Source organism: Candidatus Nanopelagicales bacterium, from assembly GCA_037045355.1.
Classification (GTDB): Bacteria; Actinomycetota; Actinomycetes; order S36-B12.
The window spans coordinates 194697-216318 of sequence record JBAOHO010000013.1 but is presented as its reverse complement, the minus strand read 5'-3'; the positions used below and the strand labels follow the sequence as shown (position 1 = coordinate 216318).

21 protein-coding genes and 1 riboswitch are annotated in these 21622 nt (G+C 66.9%); of the genes, 16 read left to right on the top strand and 5 right to left on the bottom strand.

Annotated features, from left to right (window positions below):
- Position 1: 1 nt before the first annotated feature.
- Positions 2-499 (top strand): hypothetical protein, encoded by a 498-nt coding sequence (locus tag V9E98_07605; protein MEI2716847.1) that lies wholly within the window; start codon positions 2-4, stop codon positions 497-499.
- Between the two features lie 121 nt (positions 500-620).
- On the opposite strand, the gene V9E98_07600 is transcribed toward V9E98_07605, so the two are convergent.
- Complete coding sequence (locus tag V9E98_07600) at positions 621-1931, bottom strand: pentapeptide repeat-containing protein (protein MEI2716846.1); 1311 nt, start codon at positions 1929-1931, stop codon at positions 621-623.
- Between the two features lies 1 nt (position 1932).
- Between V9E98_07600 and V9E98_07595 the strand changes: the two genes are divergently transcribed.
- Positions 1933-2262: a hypothetical protein gene (locus V9E98_07595; protein MEI2716845.1), complete on the top strand. Its 330-nt coding sequence runs from the start codon at positions 1933-1935 to the stop codon at positions 2260-2262.
- Here V9E98_07595 and V9E98_07590 read toward each other — a convergent pair.
- The gene (locus tag V9E98_07590) at positions 2251-3123 is read right to left on the bottom strand and encodes a hypothetical protein (protein MEI2716844.1); all 873 of its coding nucleotides are present in this window, start codon (positions 3121-3123) and stop codon (positions 2251-2253) included. The genes V9E98_07595 and V9E98_07590 overlap by 12 nt on opposite strands.
- A 149-nt stretch (positions 3124-3272) precedes the next feature.
- Between V9E98_07590 and V9E98_07585 the strand changes: the two genes are divergently transcribed.
- Complete coding sequence (locus tag V9E98_07585; GenBank protein ID MEI2716843.1) at positions 3273-3563, top strand: hypothetical protein; 291 nt, start codon at positions 3273-3275, stop codon at positions 3561-3563.
- Between the two features lie 245 nt (positions 3564-3808).
- Here the strand turns inward: V9E98_07585 and V9E98_07580 are convergent, their stop codons facing one another.
- A complete protein-coding gene (locus V9E98_07580) occupies positions 3809-4258 on the bottom strand; it encodes a M1 family aminopeptidase (protein MEI2716842.1) in 450 nt (149 codons plus the stop codon).
- Position 4259: 1 nt separating this feature from the next.
- Here V9E98_07580 and V9E98_07575 point away from each other — a divergent pair, with 1 nt between their 5' ends.
- The 11 genes from V9E98_07575 to V9E98_07525 all read left to right on the top strand — a co-directional run bounded on the left by V9E98_07575 (position 4260) and on the right by V9E98_07525 (position 14313).
- Positions 4260-4544 (top strand): hypothetical protein, encoded by a 285-nt coding sequence (locus tag V9E98_07575; protein ID MEI2716841.1) that lies wholly within the window; start codon positions 4260-4262, stop codon positions 4542-4544.
- Between the two features lie 943 nt (positions 4545-5487).
- Entirely contained in the window at positions 5488-5733 is a 246-nt protein-coding gene (locus V9E98_07570; protein ID MEI2716840.1) for a hypothetical protein, read from the top strand.
- Between the two features lies 1 nt (position 5734).
- Positions 5735-6169: a hypothetical protein gene (locus V9E98_07565; GenBank protein ID MEI2716839.1), complete on the top strand. Its 435-nt coding sequence runs from the start codon at positions 5735-5737 to the stop codon at positions 6167-6169.
- Positions 6097-7050, top strand: a complete 954-nt coding sequence (locus V9E98_07560) for a hypothetical protein (protein MEI2716838.1) — start codon at positions 6097-6099, stop codon at positions 7048-7050. Before V9E98_07565 ends, V9E98_07560 begins: the two co-directional genes overlap by 73 nt.
- A complete protein-coding gene (locus V9E98_07555; protein MEI2716837.1) occupies positions 6990-7547 on the top strand; it encodes a carbohydrate-binding protein in 558 nt (185 codons plus the stop codon). The genes V9E98_07560 and V9E98_07555 overlap by 61 nt, the downstream gene beginning before the upstream one ends.
- A complete protein-coding gene (locus V9E98_07550) occupies positions 7544-9766 on the top strand; it encodes a carbohydrate-binding protein (GenBank protein ID MEI2716836.1) in 2223 nt (740 codons plus the stop codon). Before V9E98_07555 ends, V9E98_07550 begins: the two co-directional genes overlap by 4 nt.
- Before the next feature lie 159 nt (positions 9767-9925).
- Positions 9926-10032, top strand: a riboswitch (TPP riboswitch).
- The gene (gene pnuC, locus V9E98_07545) at positions 10026-10655 is read left to right on the top strand and encodes a nicotinamide riboside transporter PnuC (protein ID MEI2716835.1); all 630 of its coding nucleotides are present in this window, start codon (positions 10026-10028) and stop codon (positions 10653-10655) included. Its footprint overlaps the riboswitch before it by 7 nt.
- 23 nt (positions 10656-10678) lie before the next feature.
- Positions 10679-11233 (top strand): ATP-binding protein, encoded by a 555-nt coding sequence (locus V9E98_07540; protein ID MEI2716834.1) that lies wholly within the window; start codon positions 10679-10681, stop codon positions 11231-11233.
- Positions 11234-11257: 24 nt separating this feature from the next.
- Positions 11258-12598 carry a lipase family protein gene (locus tag V9E98_07535; GenBank protein MEI2716833.1) on the top strand — a complete coding sequence of 447 codons (1341 nt, stop codon included), beginning with the start codon at positions 11258-11260 and terminating at the stop codon, positions 12596-12598.
- Positions 12595-13833 (top strand): hypothetical protein, encoded by a 1239-nt coding sequence (locus V9E98_07530; GenBank protein MEI2716832.1) that lies wholly within the window; start codon positions 12595-12597, stop codon positions 13831-13833. Before V9E98_07535 ends, V9E98_07530 begins: the two co-directional genes overlap by 4 nt.
- Positions 13834-13926: 93 nt before the next feature.
- A complete protein-coding gene (locus V9E98_07525) occupies positions 13927-14313 on the top strand; it encodes a nitroreductase family deazaflavin-dependent oxidoreductase (protein MEI2716831.1) in 387 nt (128 codons plus the stop codon).
- A gap of 58 nt (positions 14314-14371) precedes the next feature.
- On the opposite strand, the gene V9E98_07520 is transcribed toward V9E98_07525, so the two are convergent.
- A complete protein-coding gene (locus V9E98_07520) occupies positions 14372-16498 on the bottom strand; it encodes a serine hydrolase domain-containing protein (GenBank protein MEI2716830.1) in 2127 nt (708 codons plus the stop codon).
- Between the two features lie 242 nt (positions 16499-16740).
- Here V9E98_07520 and V9E98_07515 point away from each other — a divergent pair, with 242 nt between their 5' ends.
- Positions 16741-17718 (top strand): LLM class flavin-dependent oxidoreductase, encoded by a 978-nt coding sequence (locus V9E98_07515; protein MEI2716829.1) that lies wholly within the window; start codon positions 16741-16743, stop codon positions 17716-17718.
- A 199-nt stretch (positions 17719-17917) separates the two neighbouring features.
- Positions 17918-19339, top strand: coding sequence for a DUF222 domain-containing protein (locus tag V9E98_07510; protein MEI2716828.1), 1422 nt, complete (start codon positions 17918-17920; stop codon positions 19337-19339).
- Positions 19340-19382: 43 nt separating this feature from the next.
- Here V9E98_07510 and V9E98_07505 read toward each other — a convergent pair whose 3' ends face one another.
- Entirely contained in the window at positions 19383-21443 is a 2061-nt protein-coding gene (locus V9E98_07505; protein MEI2716827.1) for an FAD-dependent oxidoreductase, read from the bottom strand.
- Positions 21444-21622 lie beyond the last annotated feature (179 nt).

The window sequence follows — 21622 nt, the reverse complement described above, 5'->3', positions numbered from 1 at the left end:
GATGACAACTAACGCCGACATCACTGACCGTGTCGACGTCCGCGGCCAGCGGGCGATCGTCGCAATCGACTTCCACCACGCCCGCATCTACACGGTCGCCTCCCCCGGACACAGCAACCCTGAGGCAGTGACGGCGAAGGATCCCTGGCACCTCGACCACAACCTCTACCACCGCGCCGGCAACCCCGACGGGCGCTACGACATCGACGCGATCGACACCGACCAGTTCCTCGCGACGCTCGCCGGAGCACTCCAGGGCGCCGACGAGATCCTGCTGCTCGGTCACGGCAAGGGCAAGGCCAACGCCAGCCACCTGTTCGAGGCCTACCTGGAGAAGCACCACCGCGACCTGGCCGCGCGCATCGTCGGCAACATCCGGATGGACATCGACGACATCACCGACAACCAGTTGCTGCGACTCGGGCAGATGGCGTTCGACGAGGACGTCCCCGTCCGCGACTCCGGCGACTCACGCCGCGGCATCCCCGGCGATTCCTGATCGCGACTCACCGTCAGGGGCGCTCACGGAAGTGCGCGAGGCGCTTCGCCCATACGGCCGACCCACGGCAATACCGACCACACGACGGAGGGGGCCCCAGCCCTGATGCTTTCGTTCAGGGCTATGGCGAGGGTTTCGCCGTAGGCACTTGCTGACCCGGGCACAGCCCCTCTTGCGGCGCCTTCACCGAGCCGTTGGGCATCACGGTGTTGCAGTACTGGGCGTCACTGAGGTCCGCGCCAGTCAGGGTGGCGCCGGTAAGGTCGGCGTTGGCCAGATTGACCCCACGCAAGCTGGCGTCGGTGAGGTTCACGCCGATGGCGTTCGAGTCGGACAGGTCCACCCCAGCCAGATTCGCCCCGGTCAGGTCGGCTCCGATGAGGTCACCGAAGCCGAAGTCGGCCCCGCTCAGGTCCGACCCACGCATGTCAGCCAGGGCCGCCGACGCGAATGTCCACTGAGTGTCCGACAACTGGGCACCCCTCATGCCCGACCCGGTGACCGCGCCACTGACGAAGGAGGTCCGCTGCGCGGTGGCACCGGCCAGGTTCGACAGCACCAGCGACGCGTTCTCCGCATCCGCGCCGTCCAGGTTCGCCCGGCTCAGGTCCGCCTGCCCCAGCAGGACACCGCTGAGGTCCTGACCGCTGAAGTCGACACCGGGGCACTTGGCCTGCTGAACGAGTTCGCACCCGGCCAGCGTCGAACCGTACGGCTGAGCCGGTGAGGAGGTCAATTGTGACTGCGCCCCCAGGTAGAACGGCTCCGAAGGTGTCAAGGTGATCGTGGAACCGGACGGGCCGAACTCCGGTGCCCCCGGGCAAGGACCGTCCTGTTCACCCTTGACCGAACCGTCCGGCATCAAAGTGTTGCAGAACGTCGCGCCGCGCCAAGTAGCACCCGACGCCCGGGCCCCCACGAAATCAGACTCGCTGAGGTCAGCCCCGGTGAAGTCCACACCTCGGATGTCCGCCCCGGAGAACACGTCACCGCGAACTACTGCCCCCTTCAGTGACGCCCCCCGCAGGTTGGCCTTGACGAACGACGTGTCCACCACATTCGCGTCGTCGAGGACCGCCTTGGTCAGGTTCACCTCGGCCGCGTCGTTGAGCACCATTCTGGCTCCGCGCAGGTTCGAGCCGGACAGGTCGGTCCGCACCAAGGACGTACCTGCGAGGTCCAACTCTCGGCCGGTCACATCCGTGAAGTCAGCGAAGGCGATCGAGCCGACCTTGAGGTTCACACCGGAGAGGTCCGCCTTGGGAAACGCGGAATACGACAGGAACGCTCCCTGCAGACTCCGCCCGGAGAGCTCGGCGCCGGGACACTTCGAGTAGCTGGCGATCGTGCAGCCCGCGATCTTGGTCCCGGACTGAACCTGGGTTCCCTGGTACGTCACCTGCATCAGGTAATAGGGATTGGTCGCCGTCACCGTGATCGAGTCAGACGGCGAGGAAGTCGAGCCCGCCGGCTCGTTGTTGTTTACCCCCGACGAGCAGCCCGACAGCAGGAGAGCAGCAACCAACCCGGTTGCTCCGAACCACCCCGACCAGCCTCGCATGACCTTGACCGTACTTGCCGTGGTCTTCGTTCGCTTGGGATCGACCCACCGCCGACCCAACCCCTACTCACTCACGCGGCACGGCCCACCCACGACAAGGTTCTTCGTCGACTCTTGGCCGACCCACGACAAGAGGGGCCGCGCCCTGGAACTGATCCAGAACGCGACCCTCGCGGGTACCGCTGTGCGGTCAGGCGGCTGAGGTGGTCACCTCCACCTGCGCCTCGAACGACAGGCCCGGGGATCCCGGAACCGTCGCGGTGACGGTCTGCTTGCTGGACCCCTTCTTGGCCGGGATGCTCACCAGCGCTCGGGCCACCGAGGCGTCGTAGCAGTTGTCGGAGAACTCCCGGGCGGTCACGTTCTCCCAGGCGCCCAGCGGGCAGAAGCCCTCGAACACGTCGACGTCGTTCTCCAGACCCTGCACCTCGACCAGCGCCTTGTTCTTGGTGGTGACGATGTCGTGGGTGAGCGCGTTGGTCAGGTTCAGCGTCTGCCCGTTCTTGGCCTTGAAGTAGCCGTCGGGGCCGTGGGTGAAGTCACCCCAGTTGCTGGGGATCGTGGCGTCCGCATCAGGTGCCAACCGCACACCGAAGCTGACCTCGCCCTTGCCCCGCAGGCCCGTGTCTCCGTCCTTGATCACCTTGATCTGGGTGACCTTGACCGAAACGAGGTGGCTCTTGAGTTGAGCGGGGGGCAGCGCCGGGGGCGCTTTGGTGGTCGTGGTCCACGCCCGCTGAACTGGCAGGAAAGCGTCGCTCAGGGGCACCGACACCAGCACCGAATACACCGTCGAGGGCTGCGTCCCGGTCACTGTGTGGGTGAACCGATAGTTCGGCGCGCCACCGGCCAGGTCGCCGCCCTTGCCGGAGCCGATCTTGGTACCGGTGACCTTCACGGTTTCCGCGGAAGCCGGCAGGCTGTAGAGGCCGTCCTTCTTCGTGAACTTGGCGGTCGATGCCTGGAACAGCGAAGTCTTGCGGTTCGACGTCCAGTTGTAGGTGAAGCTGAAGGCCTCGACTGGCTTCGCCGTGAAGTCCCGAAGGATGGCACCGGACGACACAGGCGGCTTGTCCGCGATCCCGCCGGGATTGGTGGGCTTGGGTTCGGGGGCAGCGATCTCACCGGGGCCGACACCGGGGCCGGCACCGGGGTTCGGCGAGGTCGGGGGTTGAGGGTTGGCGATGCCACCGGGGCCGGCGGGGGGATTGCGTGGGCTCCGGCGCGGCGATGGTGTCCGGGCCGGCCGGAGGTGTCGTGGGCTCGGGAGTGGCGATGGCGCCGGGGCCCGGAGGCGGCGTGACCGCGGGGGTCGCGATCTCGGAGGGGCCGGTGTTCGGCCCGGCAGCGGCAGCCACTCCGGTGAACGCACCGGAGGCGATGATGCCCAACCCGGCGGCCGAGGCGACGAGGGCGGCGATTCTGTTCGAGGACGACAATGACGATGACATGGCGGGGATCCTTCTGTTCACGAGCCGGCCGCGGTGGCCGTTACACGGGTAAGAGGCTGGGGGATCCCCGTCTCAACACTTTTCTTCGGACTTTTTCTCCCACCTCTTCGCCCGGGACTCTCCGGGAACCCACGAACTCCCCCGGAACGCTCCCGCGCAGACTCTGCCGGAACCTCAAGTGCGCCGTCTCCCGGCACCGACCCTGCGGCGATTTCCGCCGTGATTTCGTCAAGTGCCAGCCAGGCAGAAGTGGCCGGCCCGGCAGAAGTGGCCAGCCAGGCAGGAGTGGATCGTGGCTCAGTCCAGGAGTTGAGGCGGGAAGCCGTTCTCCTTGGTCTCGGCGGGGCGATGGGGAGCCATCAGCCACACGTCGAACCACTTCTGCAACGACCGACCCGACACCTGTTCGGCGTGGGCCAGGAACTCCTGGTCGGAGCCGTTGCCATAAACGCGAGTGCTGAGCCAGGTGCGCACGATCTGTTGGAACGTGTCGTCACCGACGATGTTGCGCAGCGCCTGCACAGCGAGAGCACCGCGCTGATACACCGCCCAGTCGAAGATGTAGCGCCGACCCGGATCTCCGGGCGGAACGTCCCAGGTCCACGTCTGTCTTGGGTACCGCTTCTGCCAGCGATAGACACGCGTGAAGGCGCGGTTCGCGTCGATGCCCGCCTCCTGCTCCGCGTACAGCCACTCGGACCAGGTGGCGAATCCCTCGTTGAGCCAGATGTCCTTCCACGTACGCACGGTGACACTGTCGCCCGAACCACTGATGCGCCAACTCGTGCACGACGAGCAGCTCCCGGTTCCACGCCGAACGGATGTTGCCGAACACCCGGCTGGTGTAGATGGGCCGGGTCTGGGTCTCGAGCGCCGAGAAGGGGATGTCGACGGCCACGCCTCCAGTGCTGGCGAATGGGTAGGGGCCCAGATAGTCGGCCAGGGAGTCGACGATGTCCGGGGTCAGGCGCAGGCCACGAGCCAGCGCCCGCCACTCGGCGGCGCCCAACTCGTCGGAGAGCGCGATCAGTGACGGGATCCCGTCGTCCGACACCGACCGCTCCAAGGTGAAGTCGCCGATGGCCACGAACGCGAGGTAGGTGGCCATCGGGGATGTCTCGCGCCAGTGCCACGTGGTCGAGTCCCGAGCCGTTCTGGTGTGAGATGAGGTCCCCGTTGCCCACGACCTCCAGCCCCTCGTCGGTCGTGACCGTGACGTCGTAGGAGGCCTTGTCGCTCGGGTGGTCGTTGGACGGGAACCATGCGGTCGCGACCTTCGGTTCCCCTGCCGTGACAGCTCCGTCGTCGGTGGTGATCCAGCCGCCGCCTTCTCCGGCCATCCGGGTGCCCTGACCCCGGTAGGACACCCGCACGGTGAAGTCCTGGCCGGTGGCCACCGCCGCGGTCGGGATAGACGACGAGCCTGTTCCCCTTCTGCTCGAAGGTGGCCGGAGTGCCGTCGAGCCACACGCGACGAACTGTGGCCCCGAGGTCGAGGGGGATCAGATCCAGGGGCTTCGTGGCCCGGGCCGCCACCGACGTCAGCCCCTGCATCACCTCGGAATCCACCCGGTAGTCGATGGAGACGTCGTAGTGCGTGACGTCGTACCCGGGATTGCCGGACCCGGGTAGTACGGATCGCCGGCCCAACTCGCGTCGACCGCCGACGACCGCCTGATCGAGGGTGGTGGCCGCACTGCTGCAGGCCGTCACCGCGACCACCGCTATGACTACACCGACGGTTCGAGGCAGACCCATGGCGCTCCGATCAGTCCGACCACCCGGTCGGTCCGGACTCCTACCCATCGTCGCACTGTCCCCTCGTCCGACACCCGGCGCTCCGCGTCCGACACCCGGCGCTCCGCGCCGGGTACCCGGGGTTCCGTGTCCGGTAGCCGGGTACGGGCGGTTTCGGCTCACCTTTACGTGTGACTCACGGATGTTCACTGAGTGCCTACGAAACTACTCTTCGTGACATGCATCTCAATCGTGCGGCCTTGGCGACCCTTCGTTCCCTGCTGTCGACTGCGCGCTTCCGCGCCGGTGCAGCGGTGGCGCTGGCCGTTGCCATCGCAGCGGCGTTGCTCTCGGGAACGGCGATCTCGCCGGCGCAGGCGGCCGCGGGTGACGGCCTGAAGGTCGTCGTGGTCAACAACAACCCGGACTACAGCGCGGACAGGGTGTGGGTCAAGGCCACCGGAAACGGCGCGGCGGCGCAGTGAGTTGCCGCTGTCGCAGCGGTCATCGTTCACGCTGGACAGTGTCAGTTCCGGCCGCGTCTGGGTCACGTTGGGCAAACCGTTGAACTCGTCGACGTTCCCCAGCCCCGACACCTCGGATGTCCGTTTCGACACCGTCGAGTTGACCTACCCCGGGGTCGCGAACCTGACCGCCGTGGACATGCTCGGGATCCCCATGGACATCGAGACGTTCGACGCCGGCGGGCGAATCTGGTGGCGTCCAAGAAGTGCGCCTGCTACACCGACGAGGTCCAAGACAGCCGTCAAGGCCCGGATCGACCGCGGCGGGTGGGGACTACAGCAAGGTGGTCCGCACCGACGCCGACGGCAACTTCTTGCGCGCTGGTGTCTCCGAACATCGTCAGCGGCGCACATCCCAGCGGCTACCCACGATTCGACTCCTACATCAGTTCGCTGAAGGGCGAGCAGTTGACCGTGCGCGGCACGGCGATGGGCAAGAACTATCGATACACGGGCACGTTCGCCGACGACCCCCACGATCCCAACGGTCCGGGATCGATCCGGCTGACCGATCAGGGCCCCGACCATTTGGCTCCGATGTACGTCAAGGGCAGTTCGCTCGCCGGCAACAGCAGCAACGACACCAACGGCATCTACGGCAACAACAGCCCCTACTACGTCGACGGGACACTGCACAGCGGCAACGACGTCTACGGCGCGGTCTACCGCGACCTGGTCGCGGGCTTCGCCTACGGATTTTGGGGCAGTCCCGCCTACGGCAACGACCAGCGGCCGCTTCGACGTTCAGCGCTGCACCCGGTCCGTTCGAAGGCGCCCAGCCCGACGCCGCGAACTACAACGTGTGGGCCGCGGCGCTCTGGCCGATCACCGACGCCTACGGCTTCCCGTACGGCGACACGTTCAACCACCAGCCCGACCGCAATCCCGATCGTCGAGCTGCCGACCGACGGCACGCTGAAGATCACCATCGATCCCGACACCAGCCCGGCCGGATGCGCCGGCGGTACCACCCCGTCGCCCACGCCGACTCCGACGCCTACGATCACCGACTCCGACGCCCACGCGGACCACCGACGACAGCACCTCCGGCAACCCCCACGCCGACGCCCACGGTCACGACGGCACCCCCGACCACGGCACCACGCCGGCACCGACGCCCACTCCGACGCCGACGGTCACGACGGCACCCCCGGCCACCCCGACGTCCACGCCGACTCCGACATCGACAGACTCAGACACGATCGATCGAACCTTGCGTGCGTTCCGCGTACGAGCGGATCGAGGCCGAGGCGCCCACCGCCAACAACGGCGGCGTGATCGACGGCGGCCACGTCGGCAGCCTCGGTAACGGCGACTGGCTTGAATACGGCACCGTCGACTTCGGCAGCAGCGGCCCCTACCAGGTCAACTCCCTGGTCTCCGGCGGCTCGTCGGGCTCCGGCCTGGTCACCTACCGGGTCGACTCCCCCACCGGACCTGTCGTGGCGGACTTCGCCATCGCCAACACCGGCGGCTGGAACACCTACAAGCAGATCCCCGCCAACGCGGGCGGAGTCACCGGCGAACATAAGCTGTACGTCACCTTCAAATCCGGCTACTCCGGTGACTACGTCAACCTCGACCGGTTCCAGTTCTCGGTCAAGGGCGCGCCGCGTCCGGACCTGATGTCGGCCTACACCGTCACCGAGGCCGAGCAGACCGCTGACCGCCACCGCAAGGTCACCAGCCGACGACCGCGTCGTCCGACTGCGCAAGGGCACCTGGCTGGACTACGGCACCGTCGACTTCGGCAAGCGCGGACCCGCCCAGGGTGACCTCGCTGGTCGCCAACGCCACGTCGCGCCCCGCGACGGTGTCATTCCGACTCGATGCGCGCACCGGACGCAAGATCGCCGACTTCACCGTCTCGGGCAAGGCCGGTGGGGACACCTTCAAGCAGTACCGCACCAAGACCCGTCCCGTGACCGGCACCCACCGCCTGTTCGTGACGGCCACCTCGAAACACAAGCGCGGTGCCGTCGACTTCGACCGGTTCCAGTTCTCGGTCAAGGGCGCACCACGCCCCAACCTGACCACCGTCGCCGCCCGTTCGGTCTCGGCCACGCCCTGCCCGACCCCAACTCCGACCCCCACCCCCACCCCGACACCGACGCCGACACCGACACCGACACCGACACCGACACCCACACCTACACAGACGCCCACTCCAACACCCACCCCGACGCCGACGCCGACCCAGACGGCGACGCCCAGCCCGGCACCGCCTTCTGGTGTGCGTTCCGCGTATGACCGGGTCGAGGCGGAGACGCCCACCGCCAACAACGGTGGCGTAATCGACGGCGGCCACGTGGGCAACCTCGGCAATGGCGACTGGCTGGAATACGGCACCGTCGACTTCGGCAGCAGCGGTCCGTTCCAGGTCTACTCGCTGGTCTCCGCCGGCTCCTCTGGTTCTGGCCTGGTCAGCTACCGGGTGGATTCCCCGACCGGACCGATCGTCGGAAGTTTCGCGATCGCCGACACCGGCGGCTGGAACACCTACAAGCAGATCCCCGCCAACGCGGGCGGCGTCACCGGCGTGCACAAGTTGTACATCGCGTTCACCTCGGGCTACTCCGGTGACTACGTCAACCTCGACCGGTTCCAGTTCGCGATCAAGGGCGCCCCCCGCCCTGATCTGACCAGCGGGAGCCCCACGCCGACGTCCACGCCCACGCCCACGCCCACGCCGACTGCAACACCGTCGCCGACTGACACCGTCGCCGACGGCCCATCGACGCCGTCCCCGACACCCACGTCCACACCCAGCCCGACGCCGACCCAGACCCAGACCCCGACCCCCCCCGGGCCCGGCGGATGGTCGCTGGTGTGGAACGACGAGTTCAACGGAGCCGCCGGCGCCGCCCCCGATCCCGGCAAGTGGACCGCCGAGACCGGCGGATGGGGCTGGGGCAACCAAGAGTTGCAGTACTACACGGATTCACGTGAGAACTCCGCGCAGTCCGGCGACGGGAACCTGGTCATCACTGCCAAGGCGGACGGTGGCGGCCAGAACTGCTGGTACGGACCATGCACACACACGTCGGCTCGACTCATCACCGAGAACAAGTTCGACACGAAGTACGGCAAGGTCGAGGCCCGCATCAAGGTGCCCGCCGGTCAGGGGATCTGGCCCGCTTTCTGGATGCTCGGTTCGGACTTCCGCAACGTCGGTTGGCCCAACAGCGGTGAGATCGACATCATGGAGAACGTCGGAAAGGAGCCGGGAACTGTTTACGGCAACGTCCACGGCCCCGGCTACTCCGGTTGCTGCGGGATCGTCGGTTCGACCACACTGCCCAACGGCGAGAAGCTGTCCGACTCCTTCCACGACTTCGCCATCGAGTGGGACGACGACAGCATCACCTGGTTCCTCGACGGTGCTCCGTTCCACCGCGTGACCAAGTCCGATGTCCCTGCCGGTTCGGCGTGGGTCTTCGACCACAACTTCTTCGTGCTGCTCAATGTCGCAGTTGGCGGTCAGTGGCCGGGCAGCCCCGACCAGACGACGCAGTTCCCGCAGAAGATGCTGGTGGACTACGTCCGGGTGTACCAGTCCACTGACACCGCGCCGGCGTCCCGACCGGCGGGCAACCGGATCGAGGCCGAGGACTACGACGCGCAATCCGGTGCCAAGGCCGAGGTGACCAGCGATGTGGGCGGAGGCCGCAACATCGGATGGCTGGCCAACGGCGACTGGTCCGCATACCGACACGTCGACTTCGGGAACACGGGCTACAACGAGGTCCAGCTGCGCCTGGCCAACGGATCGACAGTGACCGGCGATGTCCAGGTCCGCTTGGATGGACCAGGCGGCGAGTTGCTCGGAACCGTGGCCATCCCCCCGACGGGGGGCTGGCAGACGTGGCAGACGAAGACGGCGCGGCTGTCTCGCACGGTGACCGGTGAGCATTCGGTCTACCTGGTCATGGCCAACGCCGGCGCGGCGGTGGACTTCGCCAACATCAACTGGTTCACCTTCAGCCGGGCATAGGCACCAAGGCATAGGCACCAGGGCAAGAGGCGACCAGGCAACCGGGCGACCGCACACACCCACGCCGACCTCGACTCTTGGGCAGTCGGCGACCTGACGATTGCGGCTGCCGGCGACATCTCCCTTGGGACCGGCGGGGCTCCGCCGACACGACTATCCTTGCCCCATCACGGGAGCTCGCACGCCGGGCTGAGAGGGCTGATCCACAGCCGACCGTCTGAACCTGACGCAGGTAATGCTGCACAGGGAGGGAGCAACCATGATGGGCACGTTCTTCACTGCCTGGGACTATCCGGTGACCTACCTGGAGTTCGCGGCGGTCGTCGTCTCGCTGGTCGCGATCGTCCTGGCGGCCTTGGGCAAACGAATCGCGTGGCCGTTCTACTTCCTGTCCGGTGTGCTGTACGGATGGCTCTTCGTCGAGTTCGATCTGCTCGGCAGCGCGATCCTGCAGTTGGTGTTCATCGCAGCCGCCGTGTGGGGATGGTTCGGGTGGGGCGCTGGCGGAGTCCGCGAGCCCAAGCGACTGTCGCTGCGCGTGAGTTCGATCGGGCTGACGGGCGTCGTGATCACCTGGCTGATCGTGACCCCGCTGCTCAGCGCGATGGGTGCAGCGGCCACCTTGCTGGACGGCTTCGTCCTGGTCGGCTCCGTCGCCGCGCAGTTACTGATGGTGAAGGGCTACGTCGAAGCGTGGCCGATGTGGACGATCGTCAATGTGGTCGGCACCTACCACTATGCGAACCAGCAGCTCTACTTCACGTCGCTGTTCTACTTCGTCCTGCTCTGTCTGGCGGTGTGGGGTTGGTGGAACTGGCTACGCAAGGGTGCTGAAGGGCAGGTCGACAGCGACGCGAAGTCGGTGTCGGCCACCGGCCAGTACTCGTGACGGCTGCGCGCAGACCGGTCGTCGTGGGACTGGTCGGCGGCGAATGCTCCGGCAAGACGTCGCTGGCGACGGCGCTGGTCGAGAGATTCGGTGGCATTCACGTTCCCGAGGTGCTGCGCGCATTTGTGGACACCCACGGCAGAGCCCCCACGCAGTCCGAACAAGCACAGGTCATGCACGAGCAGGAAGCAGCCGAAGGGCAGGCGAGATCGCAAGCAGCCGCGACGAACGACACGATCGTCGTGTGTGACCCCGCCGCCTTCATGACTGCCATTTACAGCATGGCTTACTACGCCGACGACTCTCTGCTGGCCGCGGCGATCGCGCATCTGTCCACTTACGACCTCCTCGTCTGGTGCGACCCGGCCATCCCCTGGGAAGCCGATGGGGCCCAGCGTGATGGGCCGGCAGAACGTGACCGCGTCGATGCGATCCTCGCGGACGTCGTGCGGACGCACTCGATCGCGGCTTCCCGCGTGACGGGATCAGTCGACGAGCGCGTTGAGTTGGTGGCCCGCGCCTGCGGGCTAGGCGACGACCCGCTGATCCACCCGGCGAAGCCCTGGCCCGATCACTAGCATCGTCCAAGTCGGAGGTGATCCATGGCCATGTCTCGGTCTGCTGCCGCACTCGGAACCGCGGTGGTCGCGGTGGTGGCTGGAGGACTGCTGTATGTCAGCGCGCCGGCGAGTTCGCTGGTCGACGCGCCGGCCTTCCCCAAAGAGGAGAGCCAAGCGGCCGATCTGGACGCCACCATCACGCCGAAGTTGGCGGACTTCTACGACACTCCCCTCGGGCAGACGAAGACACCCGGAACGCTGGTCAGCGCGCAAGAGGTCGACGGCGCGCCCGCGGGCACGAAGGTCTTCCGGATCCTCTATTCCTCGACAGACCTGCAGGGCAACGCGATTCCCGTGACCGCGCTGTATGCCGTACCCGACTCCGCGCCGCCGCCCGGCGGATTCCCCCTCGTCGGGTTCGCGCACGGCACCACCGGCGTCGGACGGATGTGCGGCATCAGCCACACTCCCTTCCAAGCCGAGACCCCCGGCTACAGCGCGTGGGTGCCCCACATCGAACCCCTCGTCAAGAAGGGCTGGGCAGTCGTGGCCAGCGACTACAGCGGCATGGGCGCGCCGGGCCCGTCGTCGTACCTGGTGGGCCCGCTCGAAGGCCGCGGAATCCTCGATTCGATGCGCGCGGTCCTGCAGCCGTCACCCGATGCCGGGTCGGTGAAGATCGACGCCGGCAAGCTCGGGATCTACGGCAAGTCGCAGGGAGGCGAGGCCGCCATGTCCGCCCTGCAACTCGCACCGGACTACGCTCCCGAACTCGACCTGGGTGGTGGCGCGATTCTCGCTCCCGGGTTCACGCCTGCCCTGCAGGGTGTACTGAACGCCGTGGCCAGCAACCCGACCAGCACCTCCCAGAACATGTTCGTGATGCTCATCGCGAAGTCATATGCCGAGAACTACCCGGACCTGGTGAACCTCGACGACATCCTCAGCCCGGAGGGACGCAAACGCGTGGCGCTGCTCGACACCATGTGTGGATCCGAACTGGCCGACGCGGTGTCCGACATCCCGCTCAGCCAACTGATCAACACGCCCATTGCCACCGGTCTGGTGACGGCGCTGGCCGAGGGGATGCCGGGCAATAAGCCCATCCCGACGCCGATGATCATCGTGCAGGGATTGAAGGACAAGACGATCCTGCCGCAGTTCACCCACGCCCAGGTACTGACGCAATGTGCGTGGGGATCCACCGTCTACTACGTGCGCTACCCCGAGGACGATCACCCGTCGATCAACTTCCAGGCGCGGCTGAACAAACCCTCGGTGGTCGACTGGATGAACGCCCGCTGGGCAGACGAGCCGGCGCCGAACAACTGCGCCAATCAACTGCTGGGTACCGCCGCCCGGGCGACGGGGGTGGACGGATGAACCGCGAGAACCTTCCCGAGGTCGTCCTGGCAGTGACGCTGGGGCTGTTGTTCGTCGTCGTCGCCACCTACCGCACGGCCCAAGATCCCAAGCCGGGTGTGCGGCGCCGAGCCGCCATGGCGTCGCTGCTCGTTTATGCCTTCATCGCCGCCCCGGTGTTCGTCACGACGGGGATGACGTTCTGGCTGCTCCTGATCCTGCTTGTCGCTCTCGCCCTGCCGTTGGTGGCCACGACCCTGTCCGGGCGCCGCACTCGTGACCCCGAAGGGGCAGGAGAATCGGCCGTTCGGGTCCTCGTCGGAACCGGACTGGTCACCGCCCTGCTCATCTCCGCCGGCGAGACACTGTCACTCCTCGGTCGGATCGACCCTCGCATGGTGGTGATCGTGATCGCGGTGATCGCTGCGCTGGTCGTGGTGGGACAAGGCCTGGTCGGCGGATCCCGGGCCGGCTCCTTGGCGCTATGGCTGCTCATCGTGCCCGCCCTGATCAGCATTGCGCTGGGTATCTTCCTCGGCAGCGCATCCGCGGCCATCTCCCCGATCATCTTGGTACCGCCACCCTCCTGGGCGGCGGTCGTGGTCGTCGCGGTTGGGTTGTTCGTCATCGGATGGGCGGACAACGCGTTGCGGTTGACCACCGGCGCCACCGGCCCCGGACCCTGGCGTACCTGGCTGGGCGCGGCTGTCGTCGTGACCGCCATCGCGTTCGGGCAACTCATGTTCCTAGGCGGTGCGGTGATCGCGCCGTCGCTGCAGTTCTTCGTGTTGCCCGCGAATCTTGATGCCCTGCCTGGACTCGCCGGTGTGATGCTCGCGATCTTGACCGTCGTGTTCACGGCGTTGGTGGCGCTGGTGCTCACCGGTGCCGCCGACGCCGGAGCCGCGGGGACCGGCACCACGAGGACATGGGTGGTCGTGGTCGCTCTCGTCGCCGCCGGGATCGCGTTGTTCGATCCGGGTCTCGACCAGATCCTGGTCGTCACCGCCCTAGCGGGGGCTGCGCTGGTCGGAGCACATCTCGGTGCCCGGGCCATCGGCCGCGGGGTCGCCGCGGGTCTGATCACCGCAGCAATCGCTGCAGTGCTGCTGACTGTGACCTCACGGCTCGAACTCGAGGTGGCCACACTCGGCGCTCTGATCGTTGTGTTCCTTGTGGCGCTGGTCGCAGCTCGACTCGGAACCCCCGCATCGGTCGAGCCGACCCCCCAGGAGCAGGTCGTCGCAAGCGACTGACGAGCGCGGCATCAGCAGCAGTGACGGCTCCGCCACGCGGTGGACGGTGGTGGTCTGCCTTGCGTCACGCTGGGGTCCGCGCAACCGTGGAATATGCCTTTTCCCACGAGGATCACCCGGTTCAACCGGGACCACCTGAACCCCTACATGAAGCGGGTCGCCCGGTTCGCGCCACACATGGCAGTGGTCCATCATCGCGGCCGAGTGTCGGGGCGGGAGTACTCCAACCCAGTGCTGGCGTTCCACACCGGCGATCAGTGGATCTGCGCGTTGACCTACGGAAGCTCGGTCGACTGGGTCAAGAACGTTGTGGCCGCGGGCTCCTTCGAGCTGGTGGTCCACGGCAGGACAGTTCGGCTGACCCACCCTGAGCTGATCGACGATCCGTCCTTGCGGCAACGGCTTCCCGTCTACCTGCGTCCGATCCTGGCTGCGGCAGGAGTGACCGAGTTCCTCACCGCTCAGCGGGTCGATCGGTAGTCGGGCGCCTGAATCCGACGTGTGGCCGACTCGGTCGGCGACGACTCCCGATGCTCGCCTACTCGACCACCACCGTCGCAGTGCTGCCCGCAGGCCCGAAGACCGCCAGATACGCACCTTCCGGCGCCTGTTCGGTGGTGGAGTCAGCTCCGCCGGAGCCGACCATCGCCAGGTCCCGATCGAACATCTTCCAGTCGCTCTGCCCCGAGATCATCACCTTCGAGGCGACCGGGACCCTACGCCATTCCACCAATCCCTCGGAGCCGATGGTGACCGCGCTGCTGCCCCCGGACAGGGAGGGAACCGTCGCGGCCGGCCGCAGCACACTGCTGTCGAACGACAGGAACTCCTCCCCGTCCCGCATTGAGAATTCGAAGTCGTAGAGATCGCGGCCCGCGATCAGAGGGACCTCGAGGAACATCGTTCCGACGCTGTCACTGGTCGTGGCATCGAAGGGAGCGCCCTGGGCGAGTGGGCCCTCTGCCAAGAGGTAGCCGGACAGGTCGGGGATGGACACGATCTGCACGGCGGGGGTTCCGAACAGCGTCCAGTTCAACGAACTCGGGTTCTCGTTGGCGAGTAGCCACCGATTGCCCAGCCGGGATTGCCAGACCGGCGACAACGACCCTCCCGAACGGATCCGCTGGCCCAGAACGGAGTCGGAGGAGTACGTCCCCGTTCCGCCGATGCCACGCCTCACCAGATACGTGCGATCCCATGACCGCACCGACCGTATCGATGCACCAGGGGATGACGTGGACCAGAAGGCTCCGTCCTCACGCCGGATCAAACGGCCCTCTTGCGTGGCCCACTTGCCGTCGGTCAGGCGAGCAATTCGCAGGGACCGATTCTTGGCCTCCATCACCTTGAGGGCCCCGCCATCGGCAAGGAAGATGCCGGTGATCTTCTTGATGTCCCGCTGCGTCGGCTTCTGCTGGGGAGGCATGCCGCTGACCTGCTTCGGCAGCCTCTTGATCGCGTCGGTTTCGACCAGAGCGTTCAGAAGCACAGTCTGCGCGACCGTCTCGGCCGCGGAGGAACTGAAACTCCTGCCAGCGCCCTCGACGACAGCAGCCAGCCCTTGCTCAGGGGCGATCGTGAACCCGGCGTGGTAGTCACCGGTGTCGCCGCCCTTGGTCCAGCCGAGAACTCCGGCGGAGTTCAACGCCGGGTCCCGGACGGTGTCCCAGCCCAGTCCGTAGCGGAAGGCACCGGGTGATCCCACTCGCAGTGTGGTGGCTGTCTCGTCCATGGCCATCTGCTGGATGGCGGAACTGGACAGGATCCGTTCGCCGCCGACCACACCGTCCCCGGTGAAGACCTTGGCCAATTGGGCCATGTCGTCCGACGTCGACATGAGCGCGCCGGTGGCGAACAAGTTGGTTATCTCGATCGGCTGGACCTTGCCACCCTGAATGACTGGCGCCACCGTCCCCGGCGCCGGCATCGTCGTCGGGTAGGTCGAGTGCTTCATGCCCAGCGGCTTGAAGATGTTGGTGGTCACGTAATCCTGGTACGGCATGCCCGAGACGCGTTCCACCACCACTCCGGCCAACGTGAAGCAGTCGTTGCAGTACACATTCATCGCGCCAGGCGTGGTTTTCAGATGCGAGTTGGCCAACCCGGCCATGGCGCGATCCACGTAGGTGGGGATCGGCTCGGAGCTGAAGCTGTCGGCGTAGTCGGTACCCGGCAGGCCGGCGGAGTGGTTCAGCAGCATCCGCACGGTGATCTGCTTGTACTGCGGCGACTGCATCGAGAAGTCCGGCACATACCGGACCACCGGAGTATCCAGGGATACCTGGCCGGCGTCCACCAGCTGCATCACTGCTATCGCGGTCACCATCTTGCTCACCGACCCGACCCCGAACTTCGTGGTGGGCGACGGCTTCTTGCCGGCCGTGTCGACCCGGCCGAACGTCTGGCTCCACACGGTCTTGCCGCCGGAGACCAGTGCGACCGACCCAGACGTCGACTGGGTCTCTTTCAACGCCAACCTCATTGCCTTGCGACCCGCCGTGATCGTCTTTGTCCACGACGGCTGCTCGGACTTCTGCGACTGGGTGGTCTCTGCAGCCCGGGCCGGCTCCTGTACTCGCGCGGTTTGCCCAGCCTGGATCGACGGGCCCCCCGCCATCACCGTGGCAGCGGCGATGCCGGCGACAAGGACTCGTGGTAATCGCATGCGGTGCGCTCCTGGTGTCGTGCATACCCGGGTGAACATGCGCTTCGGAAGGTTAACCCGGTGCCCAATGCCCAGCCAATCCGTGATCGTCTCAGCCGCCCGGCGATGGCGTCGAGCATCCGGTGATGGCGTCGAGCATCCGGTGATGGCGTCGAGCATCCGGTGATGGCGTCGAGCATCCGGCCATCGCCTCGGCATAGGGATACAGTCGTGGCCAACTACTGACGGCGCTGGGAGTCGCGATGCGAGTTTGGCTCAACACATTCCCGCGAATCGCAGAGACCGCGACCATCGCGCGTGAAGCCGAACAGGCGGGATTCTTCGGCGTCCTCCTGACTGACAGCCAGTGTCTGGCGCCCGACACATTCGTAGAACTCGGCTACATCGCCCGCGCAACGACGCAACTGCACTTCGGGGTGTGCGCGACCAATGTCGTCACTCGGCATCCAACGGTCGTGGCCAACCTCGCGGCGACACTACAGGCCGAGTCCGGCGGCCGTATGCATCTGGGAATCGCACGCGGCGATTCGGCAGTCCTCAAAGTCGGACTCGAGCCCTTGAACACGGCGCAGTTCGGGCAAGCGTTGGCAGATGTCCGCAGACTACTCGCGGGGGAACCAGCGGAGATCGCCGGAACGACCAGCACACTGCAATGGCGGGGCCCCGACCAGGTGACAACTCCTGTTCTCGCGGTGGCCAGTGGTCCGCGCATGATTCGCGAAGCCGCCCACAACGCGGACGGCTTGATCCTGCAGGTCGGAAGCGACCCGGAGGCCATTCGTCAGTACATCGCCCAGATCCGCGAGGTGGCGCCCGAACCCACCTTCAGAGTCGCCAGCTATGTGATCGTCGGGCTACCTGACGGCCAGGGGACGACCGGCTCCATCCGGGGGGTCACTCCCCTACTCGCGAGGATGGCCACGGAATCACTTCAAGCCGTTCACTCGAAACTGGCCGATGCGGCCCAGGCAGCGACCAAGGGCTACTCGCTCGCGACTCATGGACTGTCCAAAGCGATCGGCGCTGATCAGACTGACGACCTGGGGTACGCCGTCACCGGCACTGTTGAGGAGTGCCGCGATCGACTCATCGAAATCGCGCAGACCGGCTGCGACGAGTTGGTGATCATCCTCGGGTCGCTGGACACCCCGACCCCCGAACTCCTCACCTTCATCAAGACCTTCGGCGACGAAATCGCCCCGCACCTCCGTGAGCTCTGAGCCGGATCCACCAAGATCCACCGACGAGCGTCAGATCGAGTGCGTCAGATCGACGGTGTGAGCGGTGGGGTTCGGGGATTGCCCGGTGGAAGGGTTGGAGGTGTGTCCGGTGGAGGGGTTGGAGGGTTGCCCGGTGGAGGGGTTTCGCCGGAGAAACCGTTGCAGAACCTGGGGATTTCCTCGTGTCGGACCTGGACCTGTGATCGAACACATGTTCGAATATGTCATGGGGATGCAACGGGGAACACCACCACCGGCCACACCGGATTCGGAGTTGCCGCAGCGGCTGTTGGCCGGGGCGGGCAACTGTCCCAGCGATGTCGTCGCGATCGTCGATGCCCTCACCGCCGCCGTGGAATCGCCGGTGAGCGGCGAGTTGGGCACGGCCGTTGGGTTGGCGGATCGGTTGACGGTGTTGGCGCGGATCCGATCGGTGTTGGACGCGGAGATCGGCCGCACGGCCGTGGCCGCGCAGACCCACGACGTGTTGGCTCACTCGCCGGCAACGCATCTGCAGCGCACGGCCGCGTGGTCCGGCCCGGATGCATCGGGCGTGGTCGTGGCCGGCCGCCTCGCCGCCCGACACCGCAGTCTGGAGCAGTTGTGGCGCACCGGGCGGGTGTCCACGGATGTGGTGGCGGTGATCGCCCGAGGCCTGCGCGGCGTCTCGCATGATGTGGAAGGCCGATTCCTGACCGCGGTCGCGGACCAACTGCCGTCGCTGTCGCTGCGGGCGGTGAAGGTCCTGATCAGCCGCACGCTGGACCTGCTGTTCCCCGACGACGCCCAGCGGCAGGAACAACTGGACTGGGATCGCCGCGCCCTGACGTCCAGCCGACATTCCGGCATGACGATGATCCAAGCCGACCTGCCCGGGTTGGAAGGCGACGCCGTGATGGCCGCCTTGGATGCCCTGGCGGACTCCCTGCGCGTGGCCGGAGACCCCACGACGACGGCGCAGCGGCGCGCGGACGCGTTGATCACCTTGGTCAACCGCGCCGCCGCCCACGGCGATCTACCCGCCACCCGCAGCGGTCTGCCCGTGGCCACCACCATCACCATCGGGGTCAGCGAAGCCGACCGCGTCGCCACCGGCCAGCCCCGCACGCCCAGCCCCGACCTCACCAGCGACCTCACCGGCGGGCGCGACCCCCGAGCTGTTGCGCTCACTACCAGCAGCGGCGCGCCGGTCACGCTCGGCGACGCCGCAGTACGTTTCGCGTTGTGCGCCGCCAGCCACACCGGCGTGGTCATCGACGACCTCAACTCAGGCCCCACGCCGGTGTCTGCCGCGTTGGGACAAACCCGCATCCAACCCCTGGCCGTCGGGCGAGCCCACCGCTTCGCCACCCCCGCGCAACGCACCGCGCTGGCACTACGCGACGGCGGATGCGTCATGTGCGGCCGCCCACCCGCCGAATGCCAGACCCATCACCTCACCGACTGGGCCGCAGGAGGGCGCACCGACCTCGACCAGATGGTGCTGCTGTGCTGGACCCACCACCGACACATCGACCTCAACCGGTTCACCATCACCGCCAACCCCGACACCGGACCCGACCAACCCCACTGGCTCATCACCCCCACCCCCCGACACCAATGGAAACGACGACCTCACTGACCAGCGCCGGGATCGTCGGGGTGCTCACCGACACGCTGTCGGGCTACCCCTCGCGCAGGAACTCCACGGCATCGATGTCGATGTCCTCGCCGAACTGCCGGGCAGCCCGATGCCCGGAGAACACCGCCTGAGCGATCAAACCCGGGGCCTCCGCATCGCCGATGAGGCGCAGGGAGTCCAACTCCCCCGTTCGTTCGGCTGGGAGCAGTTCGTCGTGAAGCTGGGTGGTGGGTGCCCGATCGGCGACCAGGAGCACGGCGTCGCTGGGGAACTGAGCGGGGGCACCATCGATGACGGCCTCGGCGATCACGTGATCTGGTCGAATCCCACTCAGTGCCGTCCTGGTCACTATCTGCACCCCGAGGCCACGCAGGCGCCGTTCGATCCGCTCCTGCTCGAGCGTGAACTGGCACCAATACGACACCAACGGTGCGGGGGTCACCAGCGTCACCTGACCGCCGCGTTTAGCGATCAGTTCCGCCAGCAGGCCCCCCATGACGTAGTGGTCGTCGTCAAAGATCACGACCTCCCCTTCGGGCAGCCGCCAGGAACCGGACTCGAGGTCGTCGAGAATGTCGTCAGGTGTGAGGACATGCTCCTGCTCATAGCCGGCGACGGGCCGACCTGTCGAGCGCCCACGACCGTCTCGGCGCCAGGTCGCGCCGGTGGCGACGACGACATCACGTACCCCCGCATCGAGGACCTCGGTTGCGGTCATCGGCGATGCGGGGAACACCTCGACCGCGTCGAGTTCCGCGATCTCCCCGCGTCGCCAGTCGACGACACGCCGCCACGCCGCCAACCCGGGCAGCAGGGCCTCGCGCGCCACCCGACCACCCACCTCGGGTCGCGCGTCGAGCAGTTGGACGTGATGCCCGCGCCGACCCAGGGCCCGCGCCGCCTCCAACCCGGCAGGACCAGCGCCGACGATCATGACCGGAGCCGAGGTACGCCGCACCTCGATCCGCTCCGGATGCCAACCGCGCCGCCACTCCTCGCCCATGGTCGGGTTCTGCGTACACCGGATCGGCAGACCCTTGGCATCGGTGGACACGCAGATGTTGCACCCGATGCACTCCCTGATCGAGTTCAGTCGGCCGTCCCGGATCTTGGCGGGCAGGAACGGATCGGCGATCGAGGGTCGCGCTGCCCCGATCAGGTCAAGGACGCCACGGCGCACCGCGGAGACCATCGCATCCGGACTGGTGTAGCGCCCGACGCCGACCACCGGCTTCGTGGTCAGACCCTTGACGAACGAGATGTAGGGCTCCTGATGACCCTCTGCGGCGAACCGGGAGGTGGCCGAGTCGTTGCTCCAATCCGACACGTTGACGTCCCACAAGTCCGGAAGCTCGGCGAGCATCCCGACGATCTCGGTCGCCTCTCCATCGTGGGTGATCCCCATCGGCCCGACCAACTCGTCCACGGCCAGCCGTACCGCCACGGCGCAGTCGCTGCCGACGGCATCGCGGGTGTCCTCGATCAACTCGCGCAAGAACCGCGTACGGTTGCCGAGGCTTCCGCCGTACTCGTCGGTCCGGTCGTTGTGCCGCCGCGACAACAGCTGCATCGGCAATGTGAGTCCGTGCGCTGCATAGCAGTAGACGATGTCGAAGCCCGCGTCCCGCGCACGCAGCGCAGCTGCTCGGTGCCAGCGCCGGACGTCGGCGAAGTCAGCCCGAGTCATCGCCCGGGTCTGCATGGGTTCGTACCCTGTTCCCCCGAGCACGCCCTCGCTTCGCGGGCCGAGGGGCGTCAGGCGCGAATAATGATTCGGGGCATCAAGACCCGCGTGGGTGAGCTCGATACCGGCCAACGAGCCGTGCGCGTGCACGGCCTGCGTCATCAGGCGCAGGCTGTCCACATCCGCGTCGTCCCAGAGGCGGCCTTCGATGCAGGGAGCGATGTCGGTCGATGGATGGATCTCGACCTCCTCTGTGCACACCACGCCCCATCCGCCCTCGGCTTTCATCCCCCGCATCGCGGCATGCGACTGTGGCCGCAGATGTCCCAGCCCGTTGCAGTGCGGCACCTGATAGAAGCGGTTGGGTGCGACCTTCGGCCCGATCTGTACCTGTTCGAAGAGGATGTCGTAGTCGCCCATACTGTTCGTCCCATCATCGGTCCGGGGCTGCCATGGTGGCCCCGCCAAGCCCTCGCCAAGGTCCGAGTCGGACCATGGATCGAGTACACACTCCCGTCCACGCTTTCGCCGTCTGGGGATACGTCAACTCCCGGAGAAGGGCGTGAATCCGGAGCAAACCCTGCCGCTCCCTTGACGAC

Coding starts and splice junctions, on each gene's coding strand:
- V9E98_07515 (MEI2716829.1), top strand. CDS start 16,741: ATGCGAGTTTGGCTCAACACATTCCCGCGAATCGCAGAGACCGCGACC.
- V9E98_07525 (MEI2716831.1), top strand. CDS start 13,927: ATGCCTTTTCCCACGAGGATCACCCGGTTCAACCGGGACCACCTGAAC.
- V9E98_07530 (MEI2716832.1), top strand. CDS start 12,595: ATGAACCGCGAGAACCTTCCCGAGGTCGTCCTGGCAGTGACGCTGGGG.
- V9E98_07535 (MEI2716833.1), top strand. CDS start 11,258: ATGGCCATGTCTCGGTCTGCTGCCGCACTCGGAACCGCGGTGGTCGCG.
- V9E98_07570 (MEI2716840.1), top strand. CDS start 5,488: ATGCATCTCAATCGTGCGGCCTTGGCGACCCTTCGTTCCCTGCTGTCG.
- V9E98_07505 (MEI2716827.1), bottom strand. CDS start 21,443: ATGGGCGACTACGACATCCTCTTCGAACAGGTACAGATCGGGCCGAAG.
- V9E98_07520 (MEI2716830.1), bottom strand. CDS start 16,498: ATGCGATTACCACGAGTCCTTGTCGCCGGCATCGCCGCTGCCACGGTG.
- V9E98_07605 (MEI2716847.1), top strand. CDS start 2: ATGACAACTAACGCCGACATCACTGACCGTGTCGACGTCCGCGGCCAG.
- pnuC (MEI2716835.1), top strand. CDS start 10,026: ATGATGGGCACGTTCTTCACTGCCTGGGACTATCCGGTGACCTACCTG.